The sequence below is a fragment of the Clostridium sp. K13 genome (assembly GCF_019734195.1).
Lineage (GTDB): Bacteria > Bacillota > Clostridia > Clostridiales > Clostridiaceae > Clostridium.
The window spans coordinates 62,779-77,654 of the sequence record NZ_JAASHM010000008.1 but is presented as its reverse complement, the minus strand read 5'-3'; the positions used below and the strand labels follow the sequence as shown (position 1 = coordinate 77,654).

The 14,876-nt window shown below is 29.5% G+C and carries 15 protein-coding genes; 14 read left to right on the top strand and 1 reads right to left on the bottom strand.

Annotated features, from left to right (window positions below):
• Positions 1-69: 69 nt before the first annotated feature.
• The 12 genes from HCG76_RS06885 to HCG76_RS06830 all read left to right on the top strand — a co-directional run bounded on the left by HCG76_RS06885 (position 70) and on the right by HCG76_RS06830 (position 10,169).
• The gene (locus HCG76_RS06885; protein WP_221699475.1) at positions 70-1,017 is read left to right on the top strand and encodes a DNA-directed RNA polymerase subunit alpha; all 948 of its coding nucleotides are present in this window, start codon (positions 70-72) and stop codon (positions 1,015-1,017) included.
• A gap of 12 nt (positions 1,018-1,029) precedes the next feature.
• Positions 1,030-1,371 (top strand): 50S ribosomal protein L17, encoded by a 342-nt coding sequence (rplQ, locus tag HCG76_RS06880; protein ID WP_195468557.1) that lies wholly within the window; start codon positions 1,030-1,032, stop codon positions 1,369-1,371.
• A 216-nt stretch (positions 1,372-1,587) separates the two neighbouring features.
• A complete protein-coding gene (locus tag HCG76_RS06875; RefSeq protein WP_221699476.1) occupies positions 1,588-2,430 on the top strand; it encodes an energy-coupling factor transporter ATPase in 843 nt (280 codons plus the stop codon).
• Positions 2,415-3,269, top strand: a complete 855-nt coding sequence (locus HCG76_RS06870; protein ID WP_221699477.1) for an energy-coupling factor transporter ATPase — start codon at positions 2,415-2,417, stop codon at positions 3,267-3,269. The genes HCG76_RS06875 and HCG76_RS06870 overlap by 16 nt, the downstream gene beginning before the upstream one ends.
• A gap of 56 nt (positions 3,270-3,325) precedes the next feature.
• Positions 3,326-4,123: an energy-coupling factor transporter transmembrane component T family protein gene (locus tag HCG76_RS06865; protein ID WP_221699478.1), complete on the top strand. Its 798-nt coding sequence runs from the start codon at positions 3,326-3,328 to the stop codon at positions 4,121-4,123.
• A 25-nt stretch (positions 4,124-4,148) separates the two neighbouring features.
• Positions 4,149-4,883, top strand: coding sequence for a tRNA pseudouridine(38-40) synthase TruA (gene truA, locus HCG76_RS06860; protein WP_221699479.1), 735 nt, complete (start codon positions 4,149-4,151; stop codon positions 4,881-4,883).
• Positions 4,884-5,045: 162 nt separating this feature from the next.
• Positions 5,046-5,480 (top strand): 50S ribosomal protein L13, encoded by a 435-nt coding sequence (gene rplM, locus HCG76_RS06855; RefSeq protein WP_221699480.1) that lies wholly within the window; start codon positions 5,046-5,048, stop codon positions 5,478-5,480.
• Between the two features lie 26 nt (positions 5,481-5,506).
• Positions 5,507-5,899, top strand: coding sequence for a 30S ribosomal protein S9 (gene rpsI / locus HCG76_RS06850; RefSeq protein WP_195986974.1), 393 nt, complete (start codon positions 5,507-5,509; stop codon positions 5,897-5,899).
• A gap of 260 nt (positions 5,900-6,159) precedes the next feature.
• Complete coding sequence (locus HCG76_RS06845; RefSeq protein WP_260458051.1) at positions 6,160-7,773, top strand: Na/Pi cotransporter family protein; 1,614 nt, start codon at positions 6,160-6,162, stop codon at positions 7,771-7,773.
• A gap of 122 nt (positions 7,774-7,895) precedes the next feature.
• On the top strand, positions 7,896-8,591 hold the full coding sequence (gene cwlD, locus HCG76_RS06840) for an N-acetylmuramoyl-L-alanine amidase CwlD (RefSeq protein ID WP_221699481.1): 696 nt from the start codon (positions 7,896-7,898) through the stop codon (positions 8,589-8,591).
• A gap of 165 nt (positions 8,592-8,756) precedes the next feature.
• A complete protein-coding gene (locus HCG76_RS06835) occupies positions 8,757-9,599 on the top strand; it encodes a fumarate hydratase (RefSeq protein ID WP_221699482.1) in 843 nt (280 codons plus the stop codon).
• A gap of 12 nt (positions 9,600-9,611) precedes the next feature.
• Entirely contained in the window at positions 9,612-10,169 is a 558-nt protein-coding gene (locus tag HCG76_RS06830; protein WP_221699483.1) for a Fe-S-containing hydro-lyase, read from the top strand.
• Between the two features lie 27 nt (positions 10,170-10,196).
• Here the strand turns inward: HCG76_RS06830 and HCG76_RS06825 are convergent, their stop codons facing one another.
• Positions 10,197-11,054 carry a YitT family protein gene (locus HCG76_RS06825; protein WP_221699484.1) on the bottom strand — a complete coding sequence of 286 codons (858 nt, stop codon included), beginning with the start codon at positions 11,052-11,054 and terminating at the stop codon, positions 10,197-10,199.
• A gap of 334 nt (positions 11,055-11,388) precedes the next feature.
• On the opposite strand from HCG76_RS06825, the gene HCG76_RS06820 reads away from it, so the two are divergent.
• The gene (locus HCG76_RS06820) at positions 11,389-13,602 is read left to right on the top strand and encodes a ribonucleoside-diphosphate reductase subunit alpha (protein WP_221699542.1); all 2,214 of its coding nucleotides are present in this window, start codon (positions 11,389-11,391) and stop codon (positions 13,600-13,602) included.
• 107 nt (positions 13,603-13,709) lie between these two features.
• Positions 13,710-14,744: a ribonucleotide-diphosphate reductase subunit beta gene (locus tag HCG76_RS06815; RefSeq protein ID WP_221699485.1), complete on the top strand. Its 1,035-nt coding sequence runs from the start codon at positions 13,710-13,712 to the stop codon at positions 14,742-14,744.
• Positions 14,745-14,876: the final 132 nt, after the last annotated feature.

Sequence of the window (14,876 nt, the reverse complement as noted above, 5' to 3'; positions counted from 1 at the left end):
TAAAATATTAAATGGAATCAGTTGCCCTCGTAATAAGGTTGCCATTTTATATACAAGGAGGGTTTGTACATGTTAGAAATAGAAAAGCCAATAATTGAATGTATAGAATCAAATGAAGATGGTACATATGGTAAATATGTAGTTGAGCCATTAGAAAGAGGATATGGTATTACACTTGGAAATGCGATGAGAAGAATTCTTTTATCATCACTTCCAGGTGTAGCTACTACATCAATTAAGATTGATGGAGTGCTTCATGAATTCTCAACTGTACAAGGTGTTAAAGAAGATGTTACTGAATTAATTCTTAACATTAAATGTTTAGCACTTACAATGGAAGGCGAAGGTCCACAAACTATATATATAGATGCTAAAGGACCTGGAGTTGTTACAGGTGCAGACATTAAAACAGATGGAAATGTTGAAGTTGTAAACAAAGATTTACACATAGCAACTCTTGATGAAAATGGAAGACTATACATGGAATTAACAGTTAATAGAGGAAGAGGATATGTTACTCAAAATAAAAATAAGAGTGATTCATTACCACTTTCAGCAATAGCTATTGATTCTATATACACTCCAGTTAAGAGAGTTAACTTTACTGTTGACAATACAAGAGTTGGTCAAATCACTGATTATGACAAATTAACACTTGAAATTTGGACTAATGGAACTATTAAAATAGATGAAGCAATAAGCTTATCTGCTAAGATTTTAATAGAGCACTTCAAATTATTCATGTCATTAGGCGTTGCGACTAATGATGTTGAAATTATGATTGAAAAAGAAGAAGATAAAAAGGAAAAAGTACTAGAAATGACTGTTGAAGAACTAGACCTTTCAGTTAGATCTTATAACTGTTTAAAGAGAGCTGGAATCAATACAGTTCAAGAACTTGCTGGTAAATCAATGGATGACATGATGAAGGTAAGAAATCTAGGAAAGAAATCCTTAGAAGAAGTTGAAAGAAAGCTTAAGGAATTAGGTTTAGCCTTAAAACTAAGCGACGAGTAGGGAGGTAAATCCATGGCAGGTTATCGTAAGTTAGGTCTTTCTACAGACCAAAGAAGAGCTATGTTAAGAAGTCTAGTTACTAGCTTCTTAAAGCATGGTAGAATTGAAACTACTGAAACTAGAGCTAAAGAAGCTAGATCTATAGCTGAAAAGATGATCACTCTTGCAAAAAGAGGAGATCTTCATGCTAGAAGACAAGTTTTAGCTTACGTTTTAGAAGAAGAAGTAGTTAAGACATTATTTGATGAAATCGCTCCAAAGTACGCTGAAAGAAACGGCGGATACACTAGAATGATCAAAAAAGGTCCTAGAAGAGGAGACGGAGCTGAAGTTGTTATACTTGAATTAGTATAATTTCACTCGGGGGATTAAGTTTAACTTAATCCCCATTTTTGTATATAAAAACATATTATTTATTTTTATTATATTATGTTGAAAATTATAATAAATAATAACTTATATGAAATACTTGTAATTAATTGATGCTTATATATAATTAAGTTATGGAAATTTATATCAAAATTTATATAACTTAGTTATATTTAATATGTTACTAAAGGAGGGATATAAATGGAGAAAATGATAGAGTGTAAAAATGTAGTATTTAAATATTCTACAGTTGAAGAAGGAATAGAAAAGATAGCTATAGATGGATTAAATTTAGAAGTTAGCAATGGTGAATTTTTAGTAATATTAGGTCATAACGGATCAGGAAAATCAACAGTAGCAAAGCATATGAATGCATTATTAACACCTACTGAAGGTACAGTTATCGTTAATGGATTAGATACATGTAATGAAAAGAATATATGGGATATAAGATCTACTGCGGGAATGGTATTTCAAAATCCAGATAATCAATTAGTAGCTACTATAGTAGAAGAAGATGTAGCATTTGGTCCAGAAAATTTAGGTGTTCCACCACAAGAGATTAGACAAAGAGTTGATGATGCATTAGAAAAGGTTGGTATGAGTGAGTATAAAAGGCATGCACCTCATTTATTATCTGGTGGGCAAAAACAAAGAATTGCTATTGCTGGAATACTAGCAATGCAGCCTAAATGTATAATTTTTGATGAACCAACAGCAATGCTTGATCCATCAGGAAGAAAAGAAGTAATTAATAATATTAAAGAATTAAATAAAAAACACGGAATAACTATAATCTTAATAACTCATTATATGGATGAAGCAGCAGAAGCTGATAGGGTTGTAGTAATGGATAAAGGAAAAGTTATAATTGAAGGTATTCCACGTGATGTTTTTTCACATGTTGAAACTATGAAAAAAATTGGATTAGATGTTCCACAAGTAACAGAAATATGTTATGAGCTTAGAAAGGCTGGAATAAATATAGATACTAAAATTTTAAATGTGAATGAGATGGTGAGTGCATTATGTCAATTAAAATAGAGAATTTAACACATGTATATATGCCTAAAACTCCATTTGAAAAAAAGGCTTTAGATGATGTAAGCTTAGTTATTGAAGATGGAGAATTTTTAGCTTTAATAGGTCATACTGGATCAGGAAAATCAACGCTTATACAACATTTAAATGGTTTATTAGAACCAAGTTCAGGTAAAATATTAGTTGATGATATTGATATTACTAATAAAGAAACAAAGCTTACTGATATAAGAAAGAAAATAGGATTAGTTTTTCAATATCCGGAATATCAGTTATTTGAAGAAACTATAGAAAAAGATATAGCATTTGGACCTAATAACTTAGGTTTAACTCAAGATGAAGTTTCAAAGAGAGTAAAAAAGTCAATGGAGATGGTTGGGCTAGATTATGAAACCTATAAAGATATTTCACCATTTGACTTAAGTGGAGGCCAAAAGAGAAGGGTTGCTATAGCAGGTGTTATTGCTATGGAACCAAAGGTTTTAATATTAGATGAACCTACAGCAGGTTTAGATCCTAAGGGAAGAGATGATATTCTAGAACAGATAAGAATTCTTCATCAAGAGTATAAAATGACAATTGTTTTAGTAAGTCATAGCATGGAGGATGTTGGGAAACTTGCTGAAAGAATAGTTGTAATGAATAAAGGAAAAATAGCATTAATGGGTAAACCTTCAGAAGTATTTAGAGAAGTCGAAGTATTAGAAAATATAGGTTTAGCAGTTCCACAAGTAACTTATTTAATGAGAGCTTTAAGGGAAAAGGGATTTAATGTTTCTGATGAAATATTTACTGTTGAACAAGGGTATAAAGAAATCCTAAGTGTGTTATTAAAGAAATAGTAGAAATATAAATATAATTTTGTTTATTAAAAATATGTGAAAGAGAGAAGTTTAAAATGATTAAAGATATAACTATAGGTCAATATATACCAGGTGAATCTTTTATACATAAACTAGATCCAAGAACTAAAATATTGATTTCATTTTTATTTATAATAAGTTTGTTTATTGTTAATAAGTTTGTTGGATATATATTTGTTGTAGCATTTTTAGCTTTAGTAGTTTATGTTGCTAAGATATCTCCAAGATATCTTTATAAAGGATTAAAGCCTGTATTCCTTTTAATAGCATTAACAGCTATATTAAATATTTTTATGCTTAGAGATGGAAGATTAATTTTTGAACTTGGATTTATTAAAATTTATGAATCGGGAATAAGAACTGCATTTTTTATGGCAATAAGATTAATACTTCTTATAATGGGGACGTCAGTTTTAACATTAACTACATCTCCTATTGAACTAACGGATGGTATAGAAAGACTATTAAAACCTATTGGTAAGGAAATAGCACATGAATTAGCTATGATGATGACAATAGCGTTAAGATTTATACCTACACTTATTGATGAGACTGATAAGATAATGAAAGCACAAAAAGCTAGAGGTGCTGATTTTGAAAGTGGCGGATTAGTTCAAAAAGCAAAGAGTTTAATACCTTTATTAGTACCATTATTTATTAGTTCATTTAGAAGAGCTGATGAGCTTGCTATGGCTATGGAAGCAAGATGTTATAGAGGGGGAGCAGGTAGAACTAGAATGAAAGTTTTAAAGTTTACCTCTAAGGATTTTGTTGCATTTGGAGTTTTTGCACTATTATTTGCAAGTACGCTTATAGTTAGATTTGCAATATAATAATTAAAATTAAAAAGGTGATAATTTGAACAATATAAAATTGACATTAGAATACGATGGAACTGAATATTATGGTTGGCAGAAACAAAAGGAAATGAAAACAATACAAGGACAGCTAGAAGAGGCTATCTTTATTGTTACAAAGGAAGCTTGTGAAGTAACAGGAAGCTCTAGAACCGATGCAGGAGTTCATGCGAAAGGTTTTGTTGCCAATTTTAAAACAAATAGTAAGGTGCCTCCAGAAAGGTTTAGAGAGGCACTAAACGTTAAATTACCTAATGATATAGTTGTAATTAAATCAGAGAAGGTAGAAGATGATTTTCATGCAAGATATTGTGCAAAGGGAAAGACATATGAATATTACATATTAAATGATCAAGTACCTTCAGCATTAATTAGAAATCAAGTATATCATTATAAATATGACTTAGATATAGAAGCTATGAAGGAAGGCGCAAAGCAATTTATTGGAACTCATGACTTTGCTGCCTTTAGAACCCAAGGAAGTTCTGTAAAAGGAACTATAAGGACTATTTTTGATGTAAAAGTAGAAAAAACAGAAAAAATTATAAAAATTTCTGTAAGTGGTGATGGTTTTTTATATAATATGGTTAGAATAATAGTTGGGACCTTAATAAATGTTGGCAGAGGAAAGACTCCAGCCACATCAATAGTAGATATAATAAACAAAAAGGATAGAACATTAGCAGGAGATTGCGTTCCACCTAATGGATTAATCTTAAAAGAAGTATATTATTAAAAAAAATTTATGAAAAATTGTTGACACGCCCGTAAGCGTGTATTATAATTTATTTTGTTTGTTAGAATAATTTATGTACGAAAGACCACGAGCCCCGAGGTCTTGACATAAATGTTATACATTAGAGTATAACGATAAATGTAAGTTCAGGGAGGGAAAAACATGAAATCATACATTGCAAAATCACAAGAAGTTGAAAGAAAATGGTATGTTGTTGATGCTGCTGGTAAGCCACTAGGAAGAGTTGCTAGCCAAGTTGCTTCAATATTAAGAGGAAAGAATAAGCCAACATTTACACCAAATGTTGACTGCGGAGATTTCGTAATAGTTATCAATGCTGAAAAAGTTGTTTTAACTGGTAAGAAGTTAGATCAAAAAATGATGAGAAAGCACAGCTTATATCCAGGTGGATTAAAAGAAACTCCATATAGAGAAGTATTAGCTAAGAAACCTGAGTTCGCTTTCGAAGAAGCTGTTAGAAGAATGCTTCCAACAGGAGTATTAGGAAGAAAAATGCTTAAGAAGTTAAAAGTATACCAAGGTGCTGAGCACGAACATGCAGCTCAACAACCAGAAGTACTTGAATTAAAGTACTAATACAGGCTCGGGAGGAGGAATAAAAAATGGCAAAAGTTCAATACATGGGTACTGGAAGAAGAAAAAAATCAGTTGCAAGAGTTAGACTTGTACCAGGAAATGGTAAAGTTGTTATCAATAATAGAGAAATCGAAACTTTCTTCGGTTTAGAAACTTTAAGAATGATAGTTAACCAACCATTAGTTTTAACTGGAACTAAGGATAAGTTTGATGTATTAGTTAACGTTCACGGTGGTGGATTCACAGGTCAAGCTGGAGCTATCAGACACGGAATAACAAGAGCTTTAATTAAATCTGATGAAAACTTAAAATCAGAATTAAAGAAAGCTGGTTTCGTAACTAGAGACTCAAGAATGAAAGAAAGAAAGAAATACGGTCTTAAGAAAGCAAGAAAAGCATCTCAATTCTCAAAGAGATAGTTTGTGTTTTTCAAGCAAAGACGTATCAAAAGCTTTGGAATGTTTATTCCAAGGCTTTTTTTTATACATTTAATTAAATAAAAAGATAAAGGAATAAATGGGTTTAATTAACATGAAGTATATACATAGAAAAAGTTATATTAAATCTATGTTAAAAATTGTTGAAATCTATTAACAAATGTTAAATTTTATTGTAAACTTAACGATGTAAAAGTTTTATAAAAGTATATAAAATATACAAGAGTGAAGGAGAATAAATCTTGGATACGTTAATGACAATAATCAAGTTATTAGGTGGATTGGGACTATTTATCTACGGAATGAAGCTGATGGGTGATGGCCTTGAAAATGCTGCAGGAGAAGGATTAAAGAAGATACTAGAAAAAGTAACTAAGAATCCTATAATTGCAGTAGTTGTAGGTGCTGTAGTTACTATGGTTATTCAAAGTAGTAGTGCTACAACTGTAATGGTAGTTGGATTTGTTAATGCAGGATTAATGAATTTAGCTCAAGCAGCTGGAATTATTATGGGGGCTAATATAGGGACAACTATTACAGCTCAATTAGTTGCATTTAAATTAGACGAAATAGCGCCAGTTTTTGTTTTTGTTGGTGCTATGATGGTAATGTTCGTAAAGGGCAAGAAAAGAAGAGAAGTTGGTAATATAATACTAGGTTTTGGTATATTATTTGTTGGTATGGGTACAATGAGTGGTGCAATGAAGCCATTAACAACATTACCTATGTTCCAAGAGATACTTACAACAGTAGGACAACACTGGTATTTAGGTGTAATAGCAGGGGCTTTAATTACAGCAGTATTACAAAGTTCATCAGCTACTACAGGTATATTAGTAGCATTAGCTACGGCTGGAGCACTAAATATTGATCAAGCTTTACCAATAATTATGGGTTGTAATATAGGTACTTGTATAACTGCAATGCTTGCAACAGTAGGTACAAATAAGACAGCACATAGAGCTGCAATGTTACATTTAATATTTAACGTTGTTGGTACATTATTATTCTTACCAATAATAATACCAGGTTTCTTAGGAGATTTTGTTTCATATTTTACAGGGGATGTAAAGAGACAAATAGCTAATGCACACACAATATTTAATGTTGTTAATACATTAATAATGGTACCTTTAATTCCAGTATTGTGTAAAATAGTAGAAAAGATAATACCTGGTGAAGATGATGAAAAGGTAGGACCTAAATATATTGATGATAGATTATTAGAAACACCAGTAATTGCAGCTGGACAAGTTCTAAAAGAAACTGTTAGAATGGCTAATAAGGCTAAATTAAGCTTAGAATTAGCTATGGATGCGTTCATGAAAAATGATGAAAGCTTAGCTGAAAAAGTTTATGAAAATGAAGAAATAATTAATAACCTTGAAGAATGTATAACTACATATTTAGTTAAACTTTCTAAGTGTGAATTATCAGATAAAGAAAAGAATATAGTAGCATCTACTTTCCATATAGTAAATGATATCGAAAGAATAGGAGATCATGCTGAAAATCTTGCTGATTTAACGATTCAAAAAATAAATAAAAAATTACAATATAGCGCAGAGGCTATTGGTGAAATAACTAATATATATGAAACAACATTAAAAGCTTTAGATATATCAATTGAAAGTTATGCAGATAGAGATGTGACTAAAGCTAATGAAATAGCAAATGTTGAAGCAGAAATAGATAAGCAAAACAAGAGATATAGAGATCTTCATATTAAGAGATTACATGAAGGTACTTGTAATGCATATGCAGGAGCAATATTCTTAGATTTATTAAGTAATTTAGAAAGAATAGGGGACCACTCTACGAATATAGCTGAAATAGTTGTAGAGAATAATGCATAAAAAAGAAGCCATTGGGCTTCTTTTTTTTATTTTAAAATAAAAAAAGTAAAACATATAATAAGTATAATAAGCTTAAAAGTTAAACATAATAAAAGTGATATTAAAATAATGGAGGATATGTCATGAGAAAAGTAATTGTTGCTATTATTACATGTCTACTTATTATTACTTATATAGTACCGATTAATGCGTCAACTATTGATAATTCAGATAAGGTAATTTTGATTGATCCTGGCCATGGAGGAATTGATGGTGGAGCAAAATCTAAAACTGGGACTATAGAAAAAGATATAAACTTACAAATTTCATTAAAACTAAGAGATAATCTAGAGGAAAAAGGGTATAAGGTTTATATGACAAGAGATAATGATGAGGGGCTTTATGAAAAAGGAAATACAGTTAAGGAAAAGAAGAGAGAAGATTTAAATAGAAGAGTTGAAATGAAAAAGGAAACAGAATGTGATATATTTGTTTCAATTCATCAAAATATGTTTCCACAAAGTAAATGTTATGGTGCACAGGTATGGTATGCATCAAATGAAAATAGTTATAATCTAGCTACAGTTGTTCAAGAATCAATAAAGCAAACAGTTAAAGATAATAATAAGAGAGTAGCTAAACCAGCAGCAGAAGCTTATTTAATTTTAAGAGATAAGCATGAAGGAGCTTCAATATTAGTAGAATGTGGTTTCCTTTCAAATCCAGATGAAGAATCAAGATTAAAGAGTGAGGATCATCAAAATTTAATCGTTGAAGGAATATCTGATGGAATCGATAAATATTTTGAGGGAGATATAGGTAAAGGGTCAGAATTATAGTAATTTCCTAGGAAATACATAATAATTTTATAAAATAATAAGATAAATAAATAAAGCCGGCTTATGCCGGTTTTATAATTTATAAAAGAGTTGAAATCTTATTGTTGTAAAAAATGTAAGAAAATAATAAACTAAAATTATATTAATAAAAAGGGGGACTATATAGTGAGAGAAATACATATATCAGAAATTATTAATACAGTAAAAGAATTATGTATAGAATCAAATTATTATTTATCAAATGATGTAAAGGAAGCATTAAATAATGCTAAAGAAAATGAAACATGGCCATTAGCAGAAAACGTCTTAGATCAGTTAATATTAAATTCTAATATTGCACAAAATGAGAATATGCCGATATGTCAAGATACTGGTATGGCGTGTATTTTTATAGAAATTGGACAAGAAGTACATATAGTTGGCGGAGCATTAGAGGATGCTATTAATGAGGGTGTAAGAAGAGGATATGACGAAGGTTTTTTAAGAAAATCAGTAGTTAAAGATCCAATAAATAGAGTTAATACAAAGGATAATACACCAGCTATTATTTATTATGATATAGTTCCAGGTAATAAGCTTAAGATTACAGTAGCTCCAAAGGGATTTGGATCAGAAAATATGAGTAGAATAAAGATGCTTAAACCTTCTGATGGATTACAAGGAGTTAAAGATTTTATAATTGAAACTGTAAAATTAGCAGGGCCAAATCCATGTCCACCAATAATTATTGGTGTTGGAATTGGGGGAACATTTGATAAAGCAGCGTATTTAGCTAAGAAAGCATTAATTAGACCAGTAAATAAAAGAAATGATGAAAAATTTTATGGCGATTTAGAGGAAGAGTTATTGGAAACAATAAATAAATTAGGTATAGGACCACAAGGTTTTGGTGGAAAGACAACGGCTTTAGGAATAAATATAGAAACATATCCAACTCATATAGCTGGCTTACCTGTAGCAGTTAATATTAATTGTCATGCAACTCGACATAAAGAGAAAGAAATATAAGGGGGATATGCTATGATTAAAAATATAAAGACACCTTTAACAAAAGATATTACTTTAGGATTAAAAGCTGGGGATAGTATTCTTTTAAGTGGGACTATATATACAGCCAGAGATGCAGCTCATGGAAGAATGATTAGCTTATTGAATGAAGGAAAAGAACTTCCTATAAATTTAGAGAATGAAATTATATATTATGTTGGACCAACTCCTGAAAAAGAAGGAGAAGTAATAGGATCAGCAGGCCCAACAACTAGTTATAGAATGGATAGCTATGCTCCAAGACTTTTAGATTTAGGTTTAAAAGGTATGATAGGAAAAGGGGCTAGAAATGAAGAGGTAATAGAGGCAATAATACGAAATAAAGCAATATACTTTGGAGCTATAGGAGGAGCTGGTGCTCTAATAAGTAAGTGCATAATAGGATGTGAAGTTATTGCATATGATGATTTAGGCGCAGAAGCTATAAGAAAGCTAGAAGTAAAAGACATGCCTTTAGTTGTCATTATTGATACTGAGGGAAATAACTTATATGAAATAGGCAAAAGAGAATATCTAGAAAAGAATAAATAAAAAAAGCGGAATAAATCCGCTTTTTATTTATATACTCTGGAATCCCTTACCCTTAACTTCAGAAACATCAATTATAGTAATAAATGCTTTAGGATCAATTCTAAGGATTCTATTTTTTAGACTTATCATTTGTGATGTAGTTACTGCGATATATAAAAGTTTCTTTTGATTGTGAGTATATCCACCTTCAGCCATAAGAGACGTAATTCCACGATGCATATCCTTAATAACGTAAGTAATAATATCTTCCTCTTTTTCTGTTAAAACAAGTAGTAGCTTTTTACTTGTAAATCCGTTTAAGACTTTATCTAATATAGTACTTGTAATAAACATTGATAGAAGTGTATATAGAGCTTTAGGTAAACCAAAAATAAAGGCTGCTAAAGTTACTATAATTAAATTAAAACCAAAACCAACTTTACCTATATCAAGATTTGAGTATTTTTTTCTTACTACCATAGTAATTATATCAGTACCACCTATAGAACCATTTCTAAAGAATACTAAACCATAACCAATTCCACTTAAAACACCACCATATATACAATATAATAATGTATCATCAACTTGGACTAAAGAAGATAAAGGTTTAGTTAGCATTAAAGCAGTTGAAAAAGAAATCATTCCTATAGCTGTATAAATAGTAAACCTCTTACTTAAAAATTTATAGCTAACTATAAATAAGGGAATATTAAGTATAAATACAGTAATACCAGATGGAATATTCCATAAATATTGAAGAATAAGACCTATACCTGTTACACCACCACTTAGTAGTTTTGCATTAGATAGGAATAGATTTACTCCTAAAGATGAAATAAAACACCCTAATATAATGACTACGACATCAACATAAAAACTTTTATTTTTAAACAAATCTTTCATAATAATACCTCTGTTATAGATATATCTATAGTTATCATAAAAATTATATATTAAAAAGTAGAGTATGTTAAGCTATTTATTAAAAACTATGTTAAATATGAAAAAAAATTATTTTTAGGAAAGATAAGGAATAATAATTATCTATAAATAATCATTATAGATAATTAAAGAAAAAGATAGCAATTAAATGAATTAGTATTTTTTTTTCAATTTTTTGATTTCTACTTTGTTTTACAAGAATAAATACTAATATTATAATTAACAATATATTGTGTGAGAAAGATAAGCATGTACAACATATAGTGGAGGAATTAAAGTGATTAATTTAGATAATATGTGCCAAAAAGCAATTGAGGAAATAGATGATTTAAAAGGAATTTATGTAAAAGAGAAACTTATTGAAAGCTGTAAAAATATAATTAGAGAATCTATGGATAGTGACGGAATTAGGGATTCTATAATTCAAGCAGCATTAGAATTAACTACTGAGCAAGAACCTAAATGGCAATATGTTGCGTCTAAGTTATATGTATATAGATTGTATGATGAAGTCAAAAGAAATAGGGAAATAAACGTAGAGGTAGAACCATATAGCAATTTTTATGAATTTATTAATGAAATGACAGATAAAAATTTATATGGAAAATATATTTTAGAAAATTATACACAAGATGAAATTGAAGAATTAGAAAAAGAAATAAAACCAGAAAGAGATTTTATTTTTACTTATAGTGGTATAGATTTATTAACAAAAAGATATTTAATTCAAGATTATAATAGAAAACCTCTTGAGCTTCCACAACAAATGTTTATGGGAATAGCAATGCATTTAGCAATTCCAGAAAAGCAAGAAGATAGAGTTATGTGGGCAAAGAGGTTTTATGATGTTTTAAGCTCTCTTAAAGCAACTATGGCAACTCCTACAATGTCAAATGCAAGAAAACCATTTTATCAATTAAGCTCATGCTTTATTGATACGGTAGAAGATAGTTTAAAGGGAATATATAAATCATTAGATAATTTTGCTGAAGTTTCTAAATTTGGTGGAGGAATGGGGATTTATATAGGAAAAATAAGAGCAATAGGATCATCAATAAGGGGATTTAAAGGTGCTTCAGGAGGAATAATTCCATGGATAAAATTATTTAATGATACAGCAGTTGCAGTTGATCAATTAGGAGTTAGAAATGGATCAGTTGCTATATGGTTAGATGCATGGCATAAAGAAGTACCGGAATTCTTACAGTTAAGAACAAATAATGGTGATGATAGAAAAAAGGCACATGATATATTCCCAGGGCTTTGCTATCCAGATTTATTCTGGAAGCTAGCAGAAGAAGATATTGATGCAAATTGGTATATGATGTGTCCGCATGAAATAAAGTCTATTAAAGGATATTCATTAGAAGATTTTTACGGCGAAGAATGGGAAAAAAGATACTATGATTGTGTTAATGATGAAAGAATAGATAAAAGAGTTATGTCTGTTAAGGATATGGTTAGATTAATAATAAAAAGTGCTGCAGAAACAGGAACTCCATTTGCATTTTATAGAGATACAGTAAATAAAATGAATCCTAATAAGCATAAAGGAATGATATACTCATCTAATCTTTGTACAGAAATAATGCAAAATATGAGTCCAATGGATATTGAAGAGACAACTATATGTGATGAAAATGGGGATACTGTTATTATAGAAAAAACTAAAGCAGGGGATTTTGTAGTATGTAATTTATCGTCTGTTGTTTTAGGAAATGTAGATGTAAATAGTGATAAAGAATTAGAGTACGTAGTTGAAACGCAAATAAGAGCTATGGATAATGTTATAGACTTAAATTATTATTCAGTACCATTTGCAGAAGTTACTAATAAAAAATATAGAGCTATTGGACTTGGAACTAGTGGATATCATCATATGCTTGCTAATAATAAGGTTCATTGGAATGAAGAGAAACACTTAGAATTTACAGATAAAGTTTATGAAAAGATTAATTATTACGCAATTAAAGCCAGTATGAATATTGCAAAGAAAAAGGGTAAATATTCATGTTTTAAAGGATCTGATTGGGATAATGGTGATTATTTTAAACTAAGAGATTATAATTCAGATGATTGGAACAGATTAAAGGATGATGTTAAAGAATATGGGTTAAGAAATGGATATCTTTTTGCAGTTGCACCAAATGGATCAACAGCGACTATTGCAGGGACATCAGAGGGTGTAGATCCTGTTATGGCAAGATTCTGGCTAGAAGAAAAAAAAGGAAGTATAGTTCCAAAAACTGCGCCTAATTTGAGTTGGGAAAATTTCTGGTTCTATAATTCTGCTTATAATGTAGATCAAAACCTTTGTGTAAAAATAAATGGTATTAGACAAAGACATATAGATCAAGGTCAGTCATTTAATTTATATATAACAACAGATTTTACTATGAGACAAATAATGAATTTATATATAGAAGCATGTAAACGTGGAGTTAAATCAATTTATTATGTTAGATCAAAATCATTAGAAGTGGCAGAATGTGAAAGCTGTTCTGCTTAATTTAAAGTGCCTCAGAGGGAGATAATATTAGCGAAACTGAAAGGATAAAAGTAAATTAATATGACTCTGAGGTAAGTTAAATATAAGATAAAGTTGGGAGAATAATAATGAATATAAATAAAAAGCCTTTATTTAATGAAAATGGTGATATAGAAGTTAGTAAGAAAAGAATGATAAATGGAAATACTACTAACTTAAATGATTTTAATAATATGAAATATGGATGGGTTGCTGATTGGTATAGGCAAGCAATGAATAATTTTTGGATTCCTGAAGAAATAAATTTATCTCAGGATTTAAAGGATTATAATAAGTTGAACGAGTATGAAAGAGCAGCATATGATAAGATTTTATCTTTCTTAATATTTTTAGATTCAATACAAACAGCTAATTTAAGTAATATAAATAATTATATAACTGCTAGTGAGGTTAACTTATGTTTAACTATTCAAGCATTCCAAGAAGCTGTACATTCTCAAAGTTATAGTTATATGCTTGATACTATATGTTCACCAGAAAAAAGAAATGAGATTTTATATCAATGGAAGGATGATAAAGTTCTTTTAGAAAGAAATAAGTTTATTGGTGAGCAATACAATAAATTTTTAGAAAATCCAACTAAAGAGAATCTTATAAAGACAATAATGGCAAACTTCATATTAGAAGGAATTTATTTTTACTCAGGTTTTATGTTCTTTTATAATCTTGAGAGAAATGGAAAAATGCCAGGGTCATCTCAAGAAATACGTTATATAAATAGAGATGAGAATACTCATCTTTGGTTATTTAGAAACTTAATTAGAGAACTTCAAAAGGAAGAGGCAGAAATTTTTGATGATAATCTAGTTAGTGAATTAAGGCTTATGATGAAAATAGGTGTTGAACATGAAATTAATTGGGGAAATTACGTAATTGGAGAAAATATTCAAGGAATTAATAAAAATTTAATTGAATCATATATTAAGTATTTAGGAAATAAACGATTAAAGGAAATTGGATTAGAACCATTATTTGAAGGTCATGATAAAAATCCAGCTGCATGGGTTGACTCTTTAGCTAATGCTAATTCTGTTAAAACAGACTTCTTTGAAGCAAAATCAACAGCATATGCAAAAGCAAGTGTTTTAGTTGATGATTTGTAAGTAATAGCAAAAATTTAATCTTTGGTTGAGTGAAGATATGATATATAATAATTAGGATATAAAATATTAAAATTTATATTTTAGGGGAAAGTTTCCACAAAAATATAAATTTTAAAAATTTTAATGATAACG

Coding starts and splice junctions, on each gene's coding strand:
- rplQ (WP_195468557.1), top strand. CDS start 1,030: ATGGCAGGTTATCGTAAGTTAGGTCTTTCTACAGACCAAAGAAGAGCT.
- rplM (WP_221699480.1), top strand. CDS start 5,046: ATGAAATCATACATTGCAAAATCACAAGAAGTTGAAAGAAAATGGTAT.
- HCG76_RS06865 (WP_221699478.1), top strand. CDS start 3,326: ATGATTAAAGATATAACTATAGGTCAATATATACCAGGTGAATCTTTT.
- HCG76_RS06820 (WP_221699542.1), top strand. CDS start 11,389: ATGTGCCAAAAAGCAATTGAGGAAATAGATGATTTAAAAGGAATTTAT.
- rpsI (WP_195986974.1), top strand. CDS start 5,507: ATGGCAAAAGTTCAATACATGGGTACTGGAAGAAGAAAAAAATCAGTT.
- HCG76_RS06825 (WP_221699484.1), bottom strand. CDS start 11,054: ATGAAAGATTTGTTTAAAAATAAAAGTTTTTATGTTGATGTCGTAGTC.
- HCG76_RS06870 (WP_221699477.1), top strand. CDS start 2,415: ATGTCAATTAAAATAGAGAATTTAACACATGTATATATGCCTAAAACT.
- HCG76_RS06815 (WP_221699485.1), top strand. CDS start 13,710: ATGAATATAAATAAAAAGCCTTTATTTAATGAAAATGGTGATATAGAA.
- cwlD (WP_221699481.1), top strand. CDS start 7,896: ATGAGAAAAGTAATTGTTGCTATTATTACATGTCTACTTATTATTACT.
- HCG76_RS06830 (WP_221699483.1), top strand. CDS start 9,612: ATGATTAAAAATATAAAGACACCTTTAACAAAAGATATTACTTTAGGA.
- HCG76_RS06885 (WP_221699475.1), top strand. CDS start 70: ATGTTAGAAATAGAAAAGCCAATAATTGAATGTATAGAATCAAATGAA.
- HCG76_RS06875 (WP_221699476.1), top strand. CDS start 1,588: ATGGAGAAAATGATAGAGTGTAAAAATGTAGTATTTAAATATTCTACA.